The sequence below is a fragment of the Flavobacterium columnare genome, from assembly GCF_014844295.1.
GTDB classification, from domain to species: domain Bacteria; phylum Bacteroidota; class Bacteroidia; order Flavobacteriales; family Flavobacteriaceae; genus Flavobacterium; species Flavobacterium columnare.
On record NZ_CP054494.1, the window covers coordinates 12,501 to 30,305 of the forward strand.

Annotated in this window: 12 protein-coding genes, 2 tRNA genes and 2 rRNA genes (1 of these 16 cut by a window edge); 6 read left to right on the forward strand and 10 right to left on the reverse strand. The window is 35.8% G+C overall.

Translation table 11 applies throughout. The features are described 5' to 3' along the window. The 4 genes from HUE53_RS00060 to HUE53_RS00075 all read right to left on the reverse strand — a co-directional run. A 23S ribosomal RNA gene (locus tag HUE53_RS00060) occupies positions 1–1,840 on the reverse strand (it extends 1,036 nt beyond the left edge of the window). Positions 1,841–2,059: 219 nt separating this feature from the next. Beyond that, positions 2,060–2,136 (reverse strand) — tRNA-Ala (locus tag HUE53_RS00065). 113 nt (positions 2,137–2,249) lie between these two features. Further along, positions 2,250–2,323, reverse strand: a tRNA-Ile gene (locus HUE53_RS00070). Positions 2,324–2,422: 99 nt separating this feature from the next. Beyond that, positions 2,423–3,938, reverse strand: a 16S ribosomal RNA gene (locus HUE53_RS00075). The 16S and 23S rRNA genes sit together here with 2 tRNA genes alongside, the layout of an rRNA operon. 1,041 nt (positions 3,939–4,979) lie before the next feature. On the opposite strand from HUE53_RS00075, the gene thrS reads away from it, so the two are divergent. From thrS to rlmF, 5 genes are all read left to right on the forward strand, one after another. Beyond that, a complete protein-coding gene (gene thrS, locus HUE53_RS00080) occupies positions 4,980–6,926 on the forward strand; it encodes a threonine--tRNA ligase (RefSeq protein ID WP_065213304.1) in 1,947 nt (648 codons plus the stop codon). A 17-nt stretch (positions 6,927–6,943) separates the two neighbouring features. After that, positions 6,944–7,501: a translation initiation factor IF-3 gene (gene infC / locus HUE53_RS00085; RefSeq protein ID WP_196771915.1), complete on the forward strand. Its 558-nt coding sequence runs from the start codon at positions 6,944–6,946 to the stop codon at positions 7,499–7,501. 79 nt (positions 7,502–7,580) lie between these two features. Next, positions 7,581–7,778 carry a 50S ribosomal protein L35 gene (rpmI, locus tag HUE53_RS00090; protein WP_014164268.1) on the forward strand — a complete coding sequence of 66 codons (198 nt, stop codon included), beginning with the start codon at positions 7,581–7,583 and terminating at the stop codon, positions 7,776–7,778. A gap of 167 nt (positions 7,779–7,945) precedes the next feature. After that, positions 7,946–8,290: a 50S ribosomal protein L20 gene (gene rplT / locus HUE53_RS00095; RefSeq protein ID WP_192188592.1), complete on the forward strand. Its 345-nt coding sequence runs from the start codon at positions 7,946–7,948 to the stop codon at positions 8,288–8,290. An 89-nt stretch (positions 8,291–8,379) separates the two neighbouring features. Beyond that, the gene (gene rlmF / locus HUE53_RS00100) at positions 8,380–9,279 is read left to right on the forward strand and encodes a 23S rRNA (adenine(1618)-N(6))-methyltransferase RlmF (protein WP_065213303.1); all 900 of its coding nucleotides are present in this window, start codon (positions 8,380–8,382) and stop codon (positions 9,277–9,279) included. 247 nt (positions 9,280–9,526) lie between these two features. Here the strand turns inward: rlmF and HUE53_RS00105 are convergent, their stop codons facing one another. The 6 genes from HUE53_RS00105 to tgt all read right to left on the reverse strand — a co-directional run bounded on the left by HUE53_RS00105 (position 9,527) and on the right by tgt (position 16,720). Further along, positions 9,527–10,789 (reverse strand): hypothetical protein, encoded by a 1,263-nt coding sequence (locus HUE53_RS00105; protein WP_014164265.1) that lies wholly within the window; start codon positions 10,787–10,789, stop codon positions 9,527–9,529. Between the two features lie 52 nt (positions 10,790–10,841). Beyond that, the gene (gene dnaB, locus HUE53_RS00110) at positions 10,842–12,392 is read right to left on the reverse strand and encodes a replicative DNA helicase (RefSeq protein ID WP_014164264.1); all 1,551 of its coding nucleotides are present in this window, start codon (positions 12,390–12,392) and stop codon (positions 10,842–10,844) included. A gap of 151 nt (positions 12,393–12,543) precedes the next feature. Next, a complete protein-coding gene (locus HUE53_RS00115; RefSeq protein WP_014164263.1) occupies positions 12,544–13,497 on the reverse strand; it encodes an acetyl-CoA carboxylase carboxyltransferase subunit alpha in 954 nt (317 codons plus the stop codon). A 112-nt stretch (positions 13,498–13,609) separates the two neighbouring features. Continuing rightward, positions 13,610–14,497, reverse strand: coding sequence for a DMT family transporter (locus tag HUE53_RS00120; protein WP_041253143.1), 888 nt, complete (start codon positions 14,495–14,497; stop codon positions 13,610–13,612). Continuing rightward, on the reverse strand, positions 14,484–15,590 hold the full coding sequence (locus HUE53_RS00125; protein ID WP_014164261.1) for an LptF/LptG family permease: 1,107 nt from the start codon (positions 15,588–15,590) through the stop codon (positions 14,484–14,486). Before HUE53_RS00125 ends, HUE53_RS00120 begins: the two co-directional genes overlap by 14 nt. Further along, the gene (tgt, locus tag HUE53_RS00130) at positions 15,590–16,720 is read right to left on the reverse strand and encodes a tRNA guanosine(34) transglycosylase Tgt (protein ID WP_065213302.1); all 1,131 of its coding nucleotides are present in this window, start codon (positions 16,718–16,720) and stop codon (positions 15,590–15,592) included. Before tgt ends, HUE53_RS00125 begins: the two co-directional genes overlap by 1 nt. Positions 16,721–16,892: 172 nt before the next feature. On the opposite strand from tgt, the gene HUE53_RS00135 reads away from it, so the two are divergent. Further along, positions 16,893–17,738: a transketolase gene (locus HUE53_RS00135; protein WP_014164259.1), complete on the forward strand. Its 846-nt coding sequence runs from the start codon at positions 16,893–16,895 to the stop codon at positions 17,736–17,738. Positions 17,739–17,805 lie beyond the last annotated feature (67 nt).

A 17,805-nucleotide genomic window follows, 5' to 3' on the forward strand; every position in this document is an offset into this window, starting at 1 on the left:
CACCGGGCAGGTGTCAGGCCCTATACTTCATCTTACGATTTGGCAGAGCCCTGTGTTTTTGATAAACAGTCGCCTGGACCTTTTCACTGCGGCCAGCTTGCGCTGGCGACCTTTCTCCCGAAGTTACAGGTCTATTTTGCCTAATTCCTTAGCCATGAATCTCTCGAGCGCCTTAGGATACTCTCCTCAACTACCTGTGTCGGTTTACGGTACGGGTACTTATAATCTATGTTTAGAAGGTTTTCTTGGCAGCCTTTAGGTACACTATCCCATCATCCGAAGAATCCGAGTACTATCGCATTTCACCAGTCCCAGCGGATTTGCCTACCGGGCCTATAGCTAGGTGCTTTAACGAACTATTCCGTCAGTTCGCGGTACTTTCACCACTGCGTCACTCCATCACAATTATAAGTAGTACGGGAATATTAACCCGTTGGCCATCGACTGTTCCTTTCGGATTCGCCTTAGGTCCCGACTAACCCGCAGCTGATTAGCATAGCTGCGGAAACCTTAGTTTTGCGGCGGGGGTGTTTCTCGCACCCCTTATCGTTACTTATGCCTACATTTTCTTTTCTAACCTCTCCAGAAATCCTCACGGAATCCCTTCTACGATGTTAGAATGCTCCCCTACCACTTGACTTTTGTCAAATCCATAGCTTCGGTAGTATACTTATGCCCGATTATTATCCATGCTCGATCGCTCGACTAGTGAGCTGTTACGCACTCTTTAAATGAATGGCTGCTTCCAAGCCAACATCCTAGCTGTCGATGCAATCAAACCGCGTTTGATCAACTTAGTATACATTTGGGGACCTTAGCTGATGGTCTGGGTTCTTTCCCTCTCGGACTGGGACCTTAGCACCCCAGCCCTCACTGCTGTGTATATTATATAGCATTCGGAGTTTGTCAGGAATTGGTAGGCGGTGAAGCCCCCGCATCCAATCAGTAGCTCTACCTCTATATAACTCTACCACTGCGCTGCACCTAAATGCATTTCGGGGAGTACGAGCTATTTCCGAGTTTGATTGGCCTTTCACCCCTACCCACAGGTCATCCGAAGACTTTTCAACGTCAACCGGTTCGGACCTCCACTATGTGTTACCACAGCTTCATCCTGCCCATGGGTAGATCACACGGTTTCGCGTCTAACATTACTGACTCAAGCGCCCTATTCAGACTCGCTTTCGCTACGGATCCGCACCTGAAGTGCTTAACCTTGCCAGCAACGTTAACTCGTAGGCTCATTATGCAAAAGGCACGCCGTCACAGCTTTTGCTGCTCCGACCGCTTGTAGGCGTATGGTTTCAGGTTCTATTTCACTCCGTTATTCACGGTTCTTTTCACCTTTCCTTCACAGTACTGGTTCACTATCGGTCTCTCAGGAGTATTTAGCCTTAGCGGATGGTCCCGCCAGATTCAGACAGGGTTTCACGTGCCCCGCCCTACTCAGGATACCACTATCCTTTATATTCCTTACTTATACGGGACTATCACCCTCTGTGGTTAACCTTTCCAGGTTATTCTAATTCGGTTTACAAGAAATATTGTGGTCCTACAACCCCAGTATTGCCGTAACAACACTGGTTTGGGCTAATGCGCTTTCGCTCGCCACTACTTACGCAATCACTTTTGTTTTCTTCTCCTCCGCCTACTTAGATGTTTCAGTTCAGCGGGTTCGCCTCCTATTGGATACTATGTCTTCAACATAGTGGGTTGCCCCATTGGGATATCTGCGGATCAATTCGTATGTGCCAATCCCCGCAGCTTTTCGCAGCTTATCACGTCCTTCTTCGCCTCTGAGAGCCTAGGCATCCCCCATACGCCCTTATTTTGCTTATTGTTTTCTTTTTTTTAGTGATTAGCTCTAAGTAATTAGTGACTAGTCCTAAGACTAATTACTATTCACTCTTTACTAATTACTAAAGTGTTCTTTCTACTTGTTTGTATGTTTATCTCAATATGTCAATGAACTTTACTCAATTTGAAGATTTTAAGATTCGTTAATTTGAAAATGATGATCATTTTCAAATTTTCAAATCAATTCATTTTCAAATCAATTTGGTGGAGAATATCGGAGTCGAACCGATGACCTCCTGCGTGCAAGGCAGGCGCTCTAGCCAGCTGAGCTAATCCCCCAATCTTTTTTCTATTTTGGATGTTGAATTATTTTTTTGAATTATTTTTCAAATTCATCATTTAAAATTTATAATTCAAAATTCGCTTCTAGAATTTCCTTGTGCTTTAAAAAGTAGTCCCGGGCAGACTCGAACTGCCGACCCCTACATTATCAGTGTAGTACTCTAACCAGCTGAGCTACGAGACTCTGTATTTTAAGCCTTTTCTTTTTTTTGAATTAACAGCGAGAGTAAGTTTTTTTTAATTTAGTATCTAAATTAAAAAATAGCTTCTTTTTTGTCTCTAGAAAGGAGGTGTTCCAGCCGCACCTTCCGGTACGGCTACCTTGTTACGACTTAGCCCTAGTTACCAGTTTTACCCTAGGCAGCTCCTTGCGGTCACCGACTTCAGGTACCCCCAGCTTCCATGGCTTGACGGGCGGTGTGTACAAGGCCCGGGAACGTATTCACCGCAGCATGGCTGATCTGCGATTACTAGCGAATCCAGCTTCACGGAGTCGAGTTGCAGACTCCGATCCGAACTGAGAACGGTTTTGTAGATTCGCTCCTACTTGCGTAGTGGCTGCTCTCTGTACCGTCCATTGTAGCACGTGTGTAGCCCAAGGCGTAAGGGCCGTGATGATTTGACGTCATCCCCACCTTCCTCGCGGTTTGCACCGGCAGTCTTGCTAGAGTTCCCGACATGACTCGCTGGCAACTAGCAACAGGGGTTGCGCTCGTTATAGGACTTAACCTGACACCTCACGGCACGAGCTGACGACAACCATGCAGCACCTTGAAAAACGTCCGAAGAAAGATCTGTTTCCAAATCTGTCGTTTCCCATTTAAGCCTTGGTAAGGTTCCTCGCGTATCATCGAATTAAACCACATGCTCCTCCGCTTGTGCGGGCCCCCGTCAATTCCTTTGAGTTTCACTCTTGCGAGCGTACTCCCCAGGTGGGATACTTATCACTTTCGCTTAGCCACTCAGATTGCTCCAAACAGCTAGTATCCATCGTTTACGGCGTGGACTACCAGGGTATCTAATCCTGTTCGCTCCCCACGCTTTCGTCCATCAGCGTCAATATACTCGTAGTAACCTGCCTTCGCAATCGGTATTCCATGTAATCTCTAAGCATTTCACCGCTACACTACATATTCTAGTTACTTCCAAGTAATTCAAGTCTTACAGTATCAATGGCCGTTTGATCGTTGAGCGACCAGATTTCACCACTGACTTATAAAACCGCCTACGGACCCTTTAAACCCAATGATTCCGGATAACGCTTGGATCCTCCGTATTACCGCGGCTGCTGGCACGGAGTTAGCCGATCCTTATTCTTACAGTACCGTCAAGCTCCCTTACAAGGGAGGGTTTCTTCCTGTACAAAAGCAGTTTACAATCCATAGGACCGTCATCCTGCACGCGGCATGGCTGGTTCAGGCTTGCGCCCATTGACCAATATTCCTCACTGCTGCCTCCCGTAGGAGTCTGGTCCGTGTCTCAGTACCAGTGTGGGGGATCTCCCTCTCAGGACCCCTACCCATCGTTGCCTTGGTATGCCGTTACCACACCAACTAGCTAATGGGACGCATGCTCATCTTGTACCGTTGGAACTTTAATAATCAAATGAGGCCATCTGAAAATACTATGGGGTATTAATCCAAATTTCTCTGGGCTATCCCCCTGTACAAGGTAGATTGCATACGCGTTACGCACCCGTGCGCCGGTCTCAAAGGAGCAAGCTCCTTCTACCCCTCGACTTGCATGTGTTAAGCCTGCCGCTAGCGTTCATCCTGAGCCAGGATCAAACTCTTCATCGTATGTTTTTACAGCTTTTCAGCTATTTGTTTTTGACAAAGAATGCTAGGTTTTTCTTACTCTCTTAATTTTTTATCTGTTTTAACATTGCTGTTAAAACGTGCTGTCAATCCAATATGTCTATGAACTTATTTATTTACTYTTTTCGCTTTCAACTTAACGTCTTAGCGGGTGCAAAGGTAGTGTTTCTTTTTAATTTACCAAATCTTTTTTTGAAAACTTTTTTTGAAGTAAGCTTCATTATTTTGACTGGTTTTTTCAATGAACATTTCCCTTGCGGACGGCAAAGGTACACTCTTTTTTTTGTTTTTTACAAGTTTCTTGCTTTCTTTTTTTTCTTTTTTTTGTTATCTTTTATAAATCAATTAGTTATCGTTTTTTATTTGTGTTTTTCCTTTTAAATGGTCTTTATTATTGTTGTTGTTGTTGGTTTTAATAATAGGTATGTACGTGTTTTGTTTTTGCTTTGATGGATTTTTGACCGTTTTTTCTTAGAGTATTTGTACCTTTATCATTCTATGGTCTGTTTTGGATTGTTTTGTTTTTAAAGGGTGGTTTGCGTGAGGGATGGCAGTGGCATCCTTTTGCTGAATGCTATAGCTTTTTTTTGTGAAGGTTTCTTTAGCAAAAGATAGAACGGACAGCCCGACCCGAAGGGGCACGCCCATAGAATCAAAGTTAAACAATTATTTATCTATAAAAATTAACTTACCCCCGTAAAACTTATTTATTATTCTTTGTTTCTATTCCTTCCTTATTTCATCATCTTTTTATAAGACCTAATTATTTACCCCATATTACTCAATTAGAAATTTATTACAGATAAAAATAACTTTAAATGTAAAAAAACTCATTTTTTCACCCTCTATATAAAACTACAGCTCTGGCAAAAAAATTCCGTGTATTTTCATTTTCTTTGCTCTTTTAATCTTCATCTAAAAATACAACACACAATCAGAGGTCAAAGTAATTTTTTAAATTCTACCTATATATATTGTATCTATTTTTATAAACCTTTATATTTGCGTTCTTAAATTTTTAATATGATTAAGATTACTTTACCAGACGGTTCGATTAGAGAGTACGCAAGTGCCGTGACTCCTATGGACGTGGCTAAATCGATTAGTGAAGGTTTAGCGCGCAATGTTATTTCGGCAAGCTTTAACGGGACAACCGTTGAGACGGTTACCGAATTGACTACCGACGGTAACTTAACTTTATTTACTTGGGATAACGTGGAAGGAAAAAAAGCTTTTTGGCACTCGACTTCGCACGTGATGGCTCAGGCTTTAGAGGAACTTTACCCTGGCATCAAACTAACTATTGGCCCTGCCATAGAGAAGGGATTCTATTATGATGTTGATTTTGGTGAACATAAAATTACCGACGCTGATTTCAAGAAAATTGAAGACCGTGTGTTAGAAATCTCTAGAGAGAAACACGAATTCAAAATGCGCAGTGTAACTAAAGCAGAAGCCTTAGAAACATATAAGAACAATGAATTCAAAACGGAGTTAATTCAAAATTTAGAGGACGGTACGATTACTTTTTGCGACCATGCTACTTTTACCGATTTATGTCGTGGCGGACATATTCCGAATACTGGGATTATTAAAGCTATGAAAATTCTTTCGGTTGCGGGTGCTTACTGGAGAGGCGATGAAAAAAACAAACAGTTAACGCGTGTTTATGGTATTTCGTTCCCTAAACAAAAAGACTTGACTGATTATTTAGCTTTATTAGAGGAAGCAAAACGTCGTGATCATAGAAAACTAGGAAAAGAACTTGATTTATTCCATTTTTCACAACGTGTTGGTCAAGGTTTACCCTTATGGCTACCAAAAGGAGCTGCCTTACGTGACCGTTTAGAGCAATTCCTAAAGAAAGCACAAAAGAAAGCAGGTTACGAACAAGTTGTTTCTCCACACATTGGTCAAAAAGAACTATATGTTACTTCGGGACATTATGCAAAATATGGGGCAGACAGCTTCCAACCTATTCATACACCTGCAGAAGGTGAAGAGTTTTTATTAAAACCGATGAACTGTCCACACCACTGTGAAATTTACAATGCCAGACCTTGGTCATACAAAGACTTACCAAAGCGTTATGCGGAATTTGGTACAGTATACAGATATGAGCAATCTGGCGAATTACATGGATTAACTCGCGTTAGAGGTTTTACACAAGATGATGCACATTTATTTTGTACTCCTGATCAATTAGATCAAGAATTTAAGAATGTAATTGACTTGGTATTATATGTATTTGGTTCCTTAGGATTTGAAAATTTTACAGCTCAGATTTCGTTAAGAGATCCAGAAAAACCAGAAAAATATATTGGCTCTGATGAAAACTGGGAAAAGGCCGAGAATGCAATTATCAATGCGGCTAAAGAGAAACAATTAAATACAGTTATTGAATACGGTGAAGCTGCATTTTATGGTCCTAAATTAGACTTTATGGTTAAGGATGCTTTAGGAAGAAGTTGGCAATTAGGAACTATTCAAGTAGACTATAACTTACCTGAGCGTTTTGATTTGACTTACAAAGGCTCTGACAATGAATTACATAGACCTGTAATGATTCATAGAGCCCCTTTTGGTTCTATGGAGCGCTTTATTGCAATTTTATTAGAGCATACAGGAGGAAATTTTCCTCTTTGGTTAATGCCTGAACAGGCTATAATCTTATCTTTGAGTGAAAAATATGAAAATTATGCGAAAAAAGTTTCAGATTTGCTAGAAAATCACGAAATTCGCGCCCTAATTGACAACCGAAACGAGACGATTGGTAAGAAAATTCGCGAAGCGGAGGTTAAGAAGTTTCCATTTATGTTGATTGTGGGTGAAGAAGAAGAGAAAAATGGAACGGTATCTGTTCGCAGACACGGACAAGAAGGAAAAGGAAACATAACCTTGAAAATAGAAGATTTTGCTACTTTAGTAAATGAGGAAGTGAGCAAATCTTTAAAAACATTTGAAGTTTAACTAAAAAATTAAAAGTTATCGCAATCAGGAACAACAGAGGTAATCAACCTCGCGTAGAAAAAAAAGACGAACACAGAATTAATCAATATATTCGTGTTCCAGAGATTCGTTTAGTAGGAGATAATGTGGAGCCTGGAGTTGTAAAGACTTCAGACGCTTTGCGTATGGCAGATGAATTAGAACTTGATTTGGTTGAAATTTCTCCAAACGCTGAACCTCCTGTTTGTAAAATAATGGACTATAAAAAGTTCTTATACGAACAGAAGAGACGTGAAAAAGAATTGAAAGCCAAATCAACTCAGATCGTTATAAAAGAAATTCGTTTTGGTCCTCAGACAGATGAGCATGATTATGAATTTAAAAAGAAGAATGCTGAAAAATTCCTTAAAGACGGAGCAAAATTAAAAGCTTTTGTATTCTTTAAAGGTCGTTCTATCATTTATAAAGAGCAAGGACAAATCTTGTTATTAAGATTAGCTCAGGATCTTGAAGAGGTAGGAAAAGTGGAAGCTATGCCTGTTTTAGAAGGCAAACGTATGATTATGTTTATCACTCCTAAAAAAAAGGGTAAGTAAGAATTAGACATTAGCCTAACTGCTTTTGACTAATTATTTAAAATAGTAAGTAAGTTAAATTAAATAAATTTGGGAAATTATGCCTAAAATGAAAACTAAATCTAGTGCTAAGAAACGTTTTAAGGTTACTGGCTCTGGAAAAATTAAAAGAAAACACGCTTTTAAAAGTCACATTTTGACTAAAAAGTCTAAAAAACGTAAATTAGCGTTAACTCACTCTGCTTTAGTTCATCAATCAGACGTGAAAAGTGTAAAAGAACAATTAAGAATTATCTAATTAAGCGATTAGTAAAAATAAAAAGTGATTAGGTCACTATAGCTATTTACTAATTACTACTAAGTATTTAATTTGATAATTTCGGTTAAAACAATTTAATAACCCTGGGGTGGGCTTTTAAGAGTCTGATAAATTTCAGAACGCCTTACTTCAAAAAAGTAAAAATTATGCCAAGATCAGTAAATTCAGTTGCTAAAAGAGCAAGAAGAAAAAAGATAATGAAGCAAGCCAAAGGTTTCTTTGGTAGAAGAAAAAACGTTTGGACAGTTGCTAAGAATGCGGTTGAGAAAGCAATGTTATATGCTTATCGCGACAGAAAGCAAAAGAAAAGAAATTTCCGTTCTTTATGGATTATACGTATCAATGCAGGTGCTCGTTTAGAAGGAATGTCTTATTCTCAATTCATGGGTAAATTAAAAGCTAATAACATTGAGTTAAACCGTAAAGTTTTAGCTGATTTAGCTATGAATCACCCTGAAGCTTTCAAAGCTATTCTTAACAAAGTAAAATAATAACGTTTAACAATATATTTAACTTACTTAAAAAATCCCAGTCGAAAGATTGGGATTTTTGTTTGTAGATTTCCATTTTAAATAAAGCTATGAAAACTGATAAAAATAAAGGCTTGCATCCCAGAAATAAGCATAATCAAAATTATAATTTTTCGTTATTGATTTCTGAATATCCTGATTTAAAAAAACACATTAATCTGAATAAATTCGGAAGTGAAAGTATTGATTTTGCTAATCCTGATGCTGTTAGAAGCTTAAATAGTGCTTTATTAAAATATTATTATCAAATTCATTTTTATAGGTTACCTAAAACTAATTTATGTCCGCCAATACCAGGCAGAGCTGATTACATACATTATATTGCTGATCTACTAGCCAAAGGTATTAATGGAACTTTACCAACTGGAAGTGGTATTAAAATATTAGATATAGGGACTGGTGCAAACTGCATCTATCCTATTTTAGGGAATAAAATATATGGCTGGACTTTTGTAGGAACAGAAATAGATAAGCCTGCGAAACTAACTGCAGAAAAAATAATTGAAGAAAATGAATTAACTAAGTCTATTACGTTACGTCTTCAAGAAAGTAAGAGAAATATTTTAAAAAATATTATTCAGCCCAGTGAACGGTTTGATTGTGTAATTTGTAATCCTCCTTTTCATAATTCTAGAGAAGAAGCCACCAAAGGAACCACTCGTAAATTGAAAAATTTAGGCAAAACCATTGAAGGCAAGCCTGTTTTGAACTTTGGCGGACAGAATAATGAATTATGGTGCGAAGGTGGCGAAAAAGCCTTTATCACCAATATGATTTACGAAAGTGTACATTTTAAATCACAAGTTAAATGGTTTACCTCATTAGTTTCTAAAAAAGAACATTTAAAAAATTTTGAAACTATTTTAAAAAAATTAAAAGCTACGTTTGAAATCATTCCTATGGAACAAGGTAACAAAACCACAAGAATTTTAGCTTGGCGGTTTTTATAAGATTACTATTATTTTTTTGTAACACCTAGATTTTCGGATTAGAAATTTATCACAGATAAAAGTGACTTTGATTCTAAAAAGTAGTCATTTTTTACCCTTAATAAAATTACAGTTTCGGTAAAAAATACGCACTTTTTCTTTTCCTCTTCATCACAAACTAACGCATAATATGGGTTTTGGTGCTGTACTAAAAAAAGTGTTATTTTTTACTATAATGCCTAAATACAAATGTTTCAATAAAATTAAATTACGTTTTCTGGTGCTTCTTTTTAGCTGCTGGGAACAAAATATTATTTAAAATTAAACGAAAACCAGGAGAATTAGGATGTAAATTTAAATCAGTAGGTTCATCCCCTACTCTATGCTGGTAATCTTCGGGATCATGTCCTCCATAAAAAGTAAAAAATCCTTTTCCTTTTTGTGCATGAATATAACGTGCTTCACCGTTTATTTGACATTCGCCCATTACTAAAACGTTTGATTTAATTAATTCTTTATCGAATGCGGTAGTTTGTCCCATAAAACCTTTAACTAATGCGGTATGATTCTGACAAAGCATACTGGGTATAACATCCCATTTTGCTGAATATTCTGATAGAGTAAAATAATCTTTATCAAAAGGTACAATTGATTGGTGTTTTTCAGTTGTATCTATAGTTGAGAACTCATACTTTTCAGGTCTTCTTTCTAGAAGAAAATCTTTGAAGGCGAAGGTTTTTGAATAATCTATTTTATTTTGATAATTTGATTCACTGGGATCTCCGTCAAACATTGTTTCACAAATATCTATTCCTTCGGCAGAAAGGGCTATATCAAAACTATCTGTTGCGGAGCACATAGCAAACATGAATCCTCCTCCTATAACAAAATCACGTATTTTTTTAGCGACGGCTAATTTTTCATTGGATACTTTTTGAAAACCTAATTTGGCTGCTAAATCTTCTGAATCTCTTTTTTGTTCTATATACCAAGGCATATTTTTGTATGACCCGTAGAATTTACCGTATTGTCCTGTAAAATCTTCATGATGTAAGTGTAACCAATCATACAATAATAATTGATCATTTAATACCTCTTGATCATACACTACCTTAAAGGGAATTTCTGCATAAGTTAAAACCATTGTTACTGCGTCATCCCAAGGTTGCTTTCCTGGAGGCGAATACACTGCTATTTTTGGTGCTTTTTCTAATGTTACAGCTTCCATATTTTGAGATGGAGAGGCTATATCTGCCAGGATTTGTTGTGTTTCATTATCTGAAATAATTTCAAAACTGACACCTCTTATTTGACATTCTTTCTTAATTTCTTGAATATCTGGCAAAAGAAAAGAACCTCCTCTATAATTAAGCAACCAACTTCCTTTATATCCTTTGTCTAATACCCAATAAGTAATACCATAGGCTTTTAAATGATTTTTTTGAGCGGTTTCATCCATGGGAAGCAAAATAGAATTTGCTTTTATGGAAATATTAAAAAATGTAATTATAAAAATCAAAAAAACTTTCATGGAACCTATGTGTATCTATTACCAAATATAATAATAAATTTTTATTATTTAATTAAAAAGGGACATCGCTATCGTCATCAAAATTATTCATAGTACTACCAAATGCTTCATTAGGAGAAGGTAAATTAGGCGTAATGAATGGATTAGAGTCTTCTAAATTCATCTTGGAAGGTAGATCATCAAAATCACTTCCAAATTCGTCTAAATTATCAAACTTACCTAGATGTCCTAAGAATTTTAGGCGTATATTTTCTAAACTACCGTTACGGTGTTTGGCTATGATAAACTCTCCTTGCCCTTGAGTGGGAGAACGTTCATCATCATCCCATTCTTCAATTTTATAATATTCAGGACGATAAATAAATGATACGATATCAGCATCTTGTTCGATTGCTCCTGATTCACGTAGATCGGATAATAGGGGTCGTTTACTAGAACCACGTGTTTCTACGGCACGTGATAACTGGGATAAAGCTATAACTGGTACATCTAATTCTTTTGCTAATGCTTTTAAATTTCGGGAAATGGTTGAAATTTCTTGTTCACGATTTCCTCCTCCTCCTTTTGCGTTTCCTCCTGCTGTCATTAATTGAAGGTAGTCAATAACTATAATTTTTATATCGTATTGTGACTTTAATCTTCGTGCTTTAGCTCTTAAATCAAATATTGATAAGGAGGGTGTATCATCTATAAAAAGAGGTGCTTTTTCTAGATCTCTAACTTTAACTGATAATTGTTCCCATTCGTGTTTTTCTAACTTACCCGTACGTAATTTTTCGGAAGACAGGCCTGTTTCGGAGGAAATCAAACGAGTAATTAACTGAACGGAGGACATCTCTAAGGAAAACACAGCTACTCCACTATTAAATTGGATTGCCATATTTCGTGCCATGGATAATACAAATGCTGTTTTCCCCATACCTGGACGAGCTGCAATGATAATTAAATCAGAAGGTTGCCAACCTGAAGTTACTTTATCTAATGCGTGAAAACCTGTTGGTATACCACTCAATCCTTCTTTACCTGCTATTTGTTCAATTCTTTTTTTAGCTTGAATTACTAAGCTTTGTGCTGTTTCTGAACTTCGTTTGATATTACCTTGTGTTACTTCATAGAATTTGGCTTCTGAGCTATCTAATAACTCAAAAACATCGGTGGTTTCATCATAGGCTTCTTCTATGATTTCGGAAGAAATTTTAATCAAACTTCTCTGAATATATTTTTGAAGAATAATACGTGAGTGAAATTCTATATGTGCGGAAGATGAAATTTTTTGAGTCAGTTGAATCAAATAATAATCCCCTCCTGCTACTTCTAATTTACCCATTTTTTTGAGTTGGGCTGAAACGGTCAGTAAATCAATTGGCTGCGAATCATTAAAAAGCGTAACGATGGCATCAAAAATATACTTATGGGCATCTTTATAGAAGGCATCGGGTTGTAAAATATCAATAACTTCATCAACTCCTTTTTTATCTATCATCATGGCTCCTAAAACAGCCTCTTCTAAATCAATGGCTTGTGGTGGCAATTTTCCTTTTTCAAGGTTTATTATAGCCGTTTTGTCTACTTTAGCTGGGTTGATATTTTTAAAATTTTCCATAATACAAAGGTAGTTTGAAATCTCGAAAAAGAGAAGAAAAAACAATCCTTAAAGTGTTGAGAACTACTGTTAATTATTATTTTGTTTTGTTAATAAGAATAAAAAAATCCGAAACCATGGGCTTCGGATTTAAATATATTAAATTCTTATATTATTCTTGATAATGCCCCATTTTGCTATACTTATCCATTCGTTGAGCTATTAGCTCTTCTGTTGATAAGTCTTTTAATTCGCCAAAAGCTTTTAATACATATTCTTTTACATTTTTAAAGGCTGTGGGTTTATCACGGTGTGCTCCACCAAGAGGTTCTGGAATAATCTCATCAATTAATCCGTGTTCTTTCATATCTTTTGCTGTCAATTTAAGTGCTTCGGCTGCTTTTTCTTTATGTTCCCAGCTTCTCCACAAAATAGATGAGCACGACTCCGGTGATATTACGGAATACCAAGTATTTTCCATCATATACACCTTGTTTCCTACTCCTATTCCTAGTGCTCCACCAGAGGCTCCTTCTCCTATAATTACTGTAATGATGGGTACTTTTAGACGAATCATTTCGAAAATATTTCGTGCAATAGCTTCCCCTTGTCCTCTTTCTTCTGCTTCTAAACCAGGGTAGGCTCCAGGGGTGTCAACTAAGGTTAAAACTGGAATATCAAATTTTTCAGCCATACGCATTAAACGTAATGCTTTACGGTACCCTTCTGGATTTGCCATACCAAAATTACGCAATTGACGCATTTTTGTATTAATTCCTTTTTGTTGACCGATGATCATAAAAGATTGGCCGTTTATCTTACCTAGCCCTCCAACCATGGCTTTATCATCTTTTACTCCGCGATCTCCAAATAGTTCTAAGAATACACCTTGCGTTAAATTTTCAATGTGTTCTAAAGTATAAGGACGGTTTGGATGGCGAGACATTTGAACACGTTGCCATGCTGTTAAATTTTCGTATAAATCTTTTTTTGTCTCTTCTAACTTTTCTGCTAATTGTTCACATGTAGCTGATACGTCTACTTGTGTATCTTCTCCTATAAGCTGACATTTTTCAATTTGCTCTTCAAGCTCTTTAATAGGTAATTCAAAATCTAAATATTCCATAAGATTTTATATTTCTAGTTGAGTGAGCAAAGATAAAATTTTAGATGGAGTTTTAAAGAAATATTTGATCTAAAGTATCCCTCAGCAACACAACTTTCTAAAATACAATCACTTACTCTTTTTTTTTGGTTTTATTTTTAAAAAACACGTTCAAAATTACCGTTATTAGTATAATAAAAGCGCCTAAATAAAACGGGGGATTCATCTTTTCTTTATCTCCAAAAACCCATAAGGCTAAAATTATACCGTATATAGGTTCTAAATTTATGGTTAGCATTACTGTATAAGGGCTTAAATATTTCATAACTTGTACTGATGCTATAAATGCGTAAGCGGTACATACAGAGCTCAAAAGTCCCATCCATAGCAAGTCATTTGTTGATATTTGAAAAAAGGAATAATTAAAACTTCCGGTAAATAGTAAAAAAAGAGAAAAAAATAAAACACCTCCTAATAATTCATAAAAAGAAATAATAGTTGGTGAATCATTTTTAGCTAATTTTCCATTAATAATGGAAAAAGAAGCGGATAAAAATGCTGAAGTCAAGGCTAATATAATTCCTTGAATATATTTTATTTCTACTTTAAAAATCAAGTACAGGCCAACAATTACCATTAAACCTAGTGCTACTTCGTATAGAATTATTTTACGTTTAAAAAAGATAGGTTCTAATATGGATGTAAAAAAAGCACCTGTAGACAAACAAGCTAAAGTTATGGATATATTAGACACTTTGATTGCTTGGAAAAACGTATACCAATGCAATGCTATAACTAATCCTGCTATAAGGTATCGTACCAATGATTGTAAAGTAATTTTTAAACTAATTTTTGCAAAAAAAACATAAATTAGAATAAAAACAGAAGCTATACTCATTCTAAACCAAACTAAAGGCAGTGCTTCTAAAGTAATTAAAGCACCTAAAACGGCTGTAAATCCCCATACAAAAACAATTAAATGGAGATGTAAATAACTTGTAAACGTTTTATCTTTTAGCATTTTTTAATAAGTAATAGGCTAAAACACCGAATATGACATTGGGTAACCAAACGGCAATAAAAGCGGGGAAAGAGGATTTTTCTGCCATTGTACCAAATATTTTATCTAAGAAAATATAGGAAAAGGCAACCGCTATTCCTATTGCTAGGTTTACTCCCATTCCTCCACGTCGTTTCATTGATGAAACAGCAACTGCTATTATTGTTAGGACAAAGGCTGAAACAGGCACGCTGTACTTTTTATACTTAACAACTAAATAAGCATTAATATTGGAAGAACCTCTTTGTCTTTCTTTTTCTATAAATTCATCTAATTCAGTAGGCATTAAGGTCTCAGCTATATAAACTACTGGTGTCAAGTCCTCTATTTCGAAATTAAATTTATAATTTTTACTTATATCTGATTCTATTTTGTCATCTAATTCTCCTACTACTCTTTTAGTGTAATTAGACAGTGTATAATCTTTTGTTTTAGGATTATACGTAATTGAGGTGGCTGTTATTTTTTCGACTAGTTTATTTTTATCGAATCGTTCGTATACAAATGTATAGGCTGTTTTTCCTTCTACATTTAAATTACTTGCATAAACATACTCGTTTTTACTAATTTGTCTAAAGACATCATTGGTTTGACGCATTTCTTCTCGTCCTCCTCCAATAAGATACATATACCGAAAGCTTCTGAATCCTTCACTTGATTTTGGTACTAAAAAGAAGCCCATAATCAAGGCTAACAGGCAGACTATTGTAGCACCTATTAAATAAGGTCTTAAAAATCGCTGAAACGAAATACCTGAGCTTAAAATAGCTACAATTTCTGTATTATTGGCTAATTTTGATGTAAACCAAATAATTGATAAAAATAAGAATATTGGAAAAAGTAGGTTTGCAAAGTAAATTACAAAATCTAGATAGTAAGATGCAACCTTAATAAAGGGAACTTTATTTTCTAATATTTTATTTATTTTTTCAGATATATCAATCGTAATTCCTATTGGAATGAACAATAAAAGCATAGCTGAAAAGGTAGCTAAGTATCTTTTCAGTATGTAACGATCAATTAATGTTAATTTTGAAAATAGATTTGAGAACATTATAACCTTTGAGCCATTTGTTTAACCATTTTTTCTTTCCATTCGCGGAAATCTCCTGCTAAAATGTGTTTTCTTGCTTCACGAACTAACCACATATAAAAGCCTAAGTTGTGGATAGTTGCTATTTGCTTACCAAGATATTCGTCTGCCGCAAATAAATGTCTTAAATAGGCCTTTGTATAATCCGTATCAACAAATGTATGGCCCATTTCATCAATTGGTGAGAAATCATCGGCCCATTTTCTATTTTTAATATTAATAACTCCATTTGCTGTAAACAACATACCGTTTCTAGCATTACGAGTTGGCATTACACAATCAAACATATCAATACCTAAAGCAATATTTTCTAAAATGTTTATAGGAGTTCCTACTCCCATTAGATATCTTGGTTTTTCTTTAGGTAAAATAGCGGTAACTACTTCTGTCATTGCATACATTTCCTCTGCTGGCTCTCCTACTGACAATCCTCCGATAGCATTCCCTTGTGCGCCAACATTAGCAATATATTCCGCAGACTGAGCTCTCAAATCTTTGTATGTACTTCCCTGAACAATAGGAAATAAAGTTTGTTCATAACCGTACATTTCGGGTACTTTTTTCAGGTGATCTACACAACGATCTAACCAACGGTGTGTCATGTGCATACTGCGTTTAGCATAACGATAATCACAAGGATAAGGAGTACATTCATCAAATGCCATAATAATATCAGCCCCAATAGAACGTTGAATTTCCATAACACTTTCTGGTGAAAAAAAGTGATATGATCCATCTATATGCGATTTAAATTTAACTCCTTCTTCTTTTATTTTACGATTAGAAGAAAGCGAATATACTTGATAACCTCCCGAATCAGTAAGAATATTACGATCCCAATTCATAAACTTATGCAATCCCCCAGCTTGTTCTAAAATTTTTGTTTGTGGACGTAAATATAAATGGTAAGTGTTTCCTAAAATAATATCAGGATTAATATCTTTTTTTAGTTCACGTTGATGTACTCCTTTTACAGAAGCAACAGTCCCTACGGGCATAAAAATAGGGGTTTCAATAACGCCATGATCCGTAATTACTTTCCCTGCTCGTGCTTGTGTTTGTGGATCTGTATGTAATAATTCGAACTTCATAATAACTTTTCTTCCAAAATTTTAAAGCGCAAAGATAACCTATTGGATTCAGATTTTAGATTGCCAATTTTAGATTTTTAAAATCTTTAACTAAAAAAGTATTCATACAAGATTTGTCTTTCGAAAAAATATGAAGTAATTTTGACACCGATTCACAAAAACCTATTAAAAAATGTCTGACATTCAACAACTAAATGATTTTACAACACAAGTAAGGAGAGACATTCTTCGTATGGTACATGCTGTAAACTCAGGACATCCTGGTGGATCATTAGGATGCGCTGAGTTCTTAACTGTATTATACCAAAATCTAATGAGCCGTAAACCAGGATTTGACATGGACGGTATTGGAGAAGATATTTTCTTTTTATCTAATGGTCATATTTCACCTGTTTTTTACAGTGTTTTAGCTAGAAGCGGTTATTTTCCTATTTCTGAATTGGCTACTTTTAGAAAATTAAATTCACGTTTACAAGGTCACCCTACTACTCACGAAGGTTTACCTGGAATACGTATGGCATCAGGTTCATTAGGACAAGGTTTGTCAGTAGGTATAGGCGCTGCTCAAGCTAAAAAATTAAATAATGACAACCATCTTGTCTATTTATTATGTGGTGATGGTGAATTACAAGAAGGACAAAACTGGGAAGCTATTATGTATGCTTCTGCTAAAAAAGTAGATAATTTAATTGCCACTGTTGATTATAATGGTCAACAAATTGATGGATCTACGGATGATGTTCTTTCATTAGGTAATTTAAAAGCTAAATTTGAAGCTTTTGACTGGGATGTTATTGAAATAAAAGAAGGAAATAACATTGAAGCCATTTTAGCTGGAATGACTGAAGCTAAAAATCGTACTGGTAAAGGAAAACCTATTTGTGTATTACTTCATACTGTCATGGGAAATGGTGTAGACTTTATGATGCACACTCATGCTTGGCATGGTAAAGCTCCTAATGATGAGCAATTAGCTAATGGATTGGCTCAAAATGCAGAAACTTTAGGTGATTATTAAAATACTTTAGACCTCAAACAAGTATACAATATATGTATTACTGTTGGTTAGAGTTTATAGCAATTAA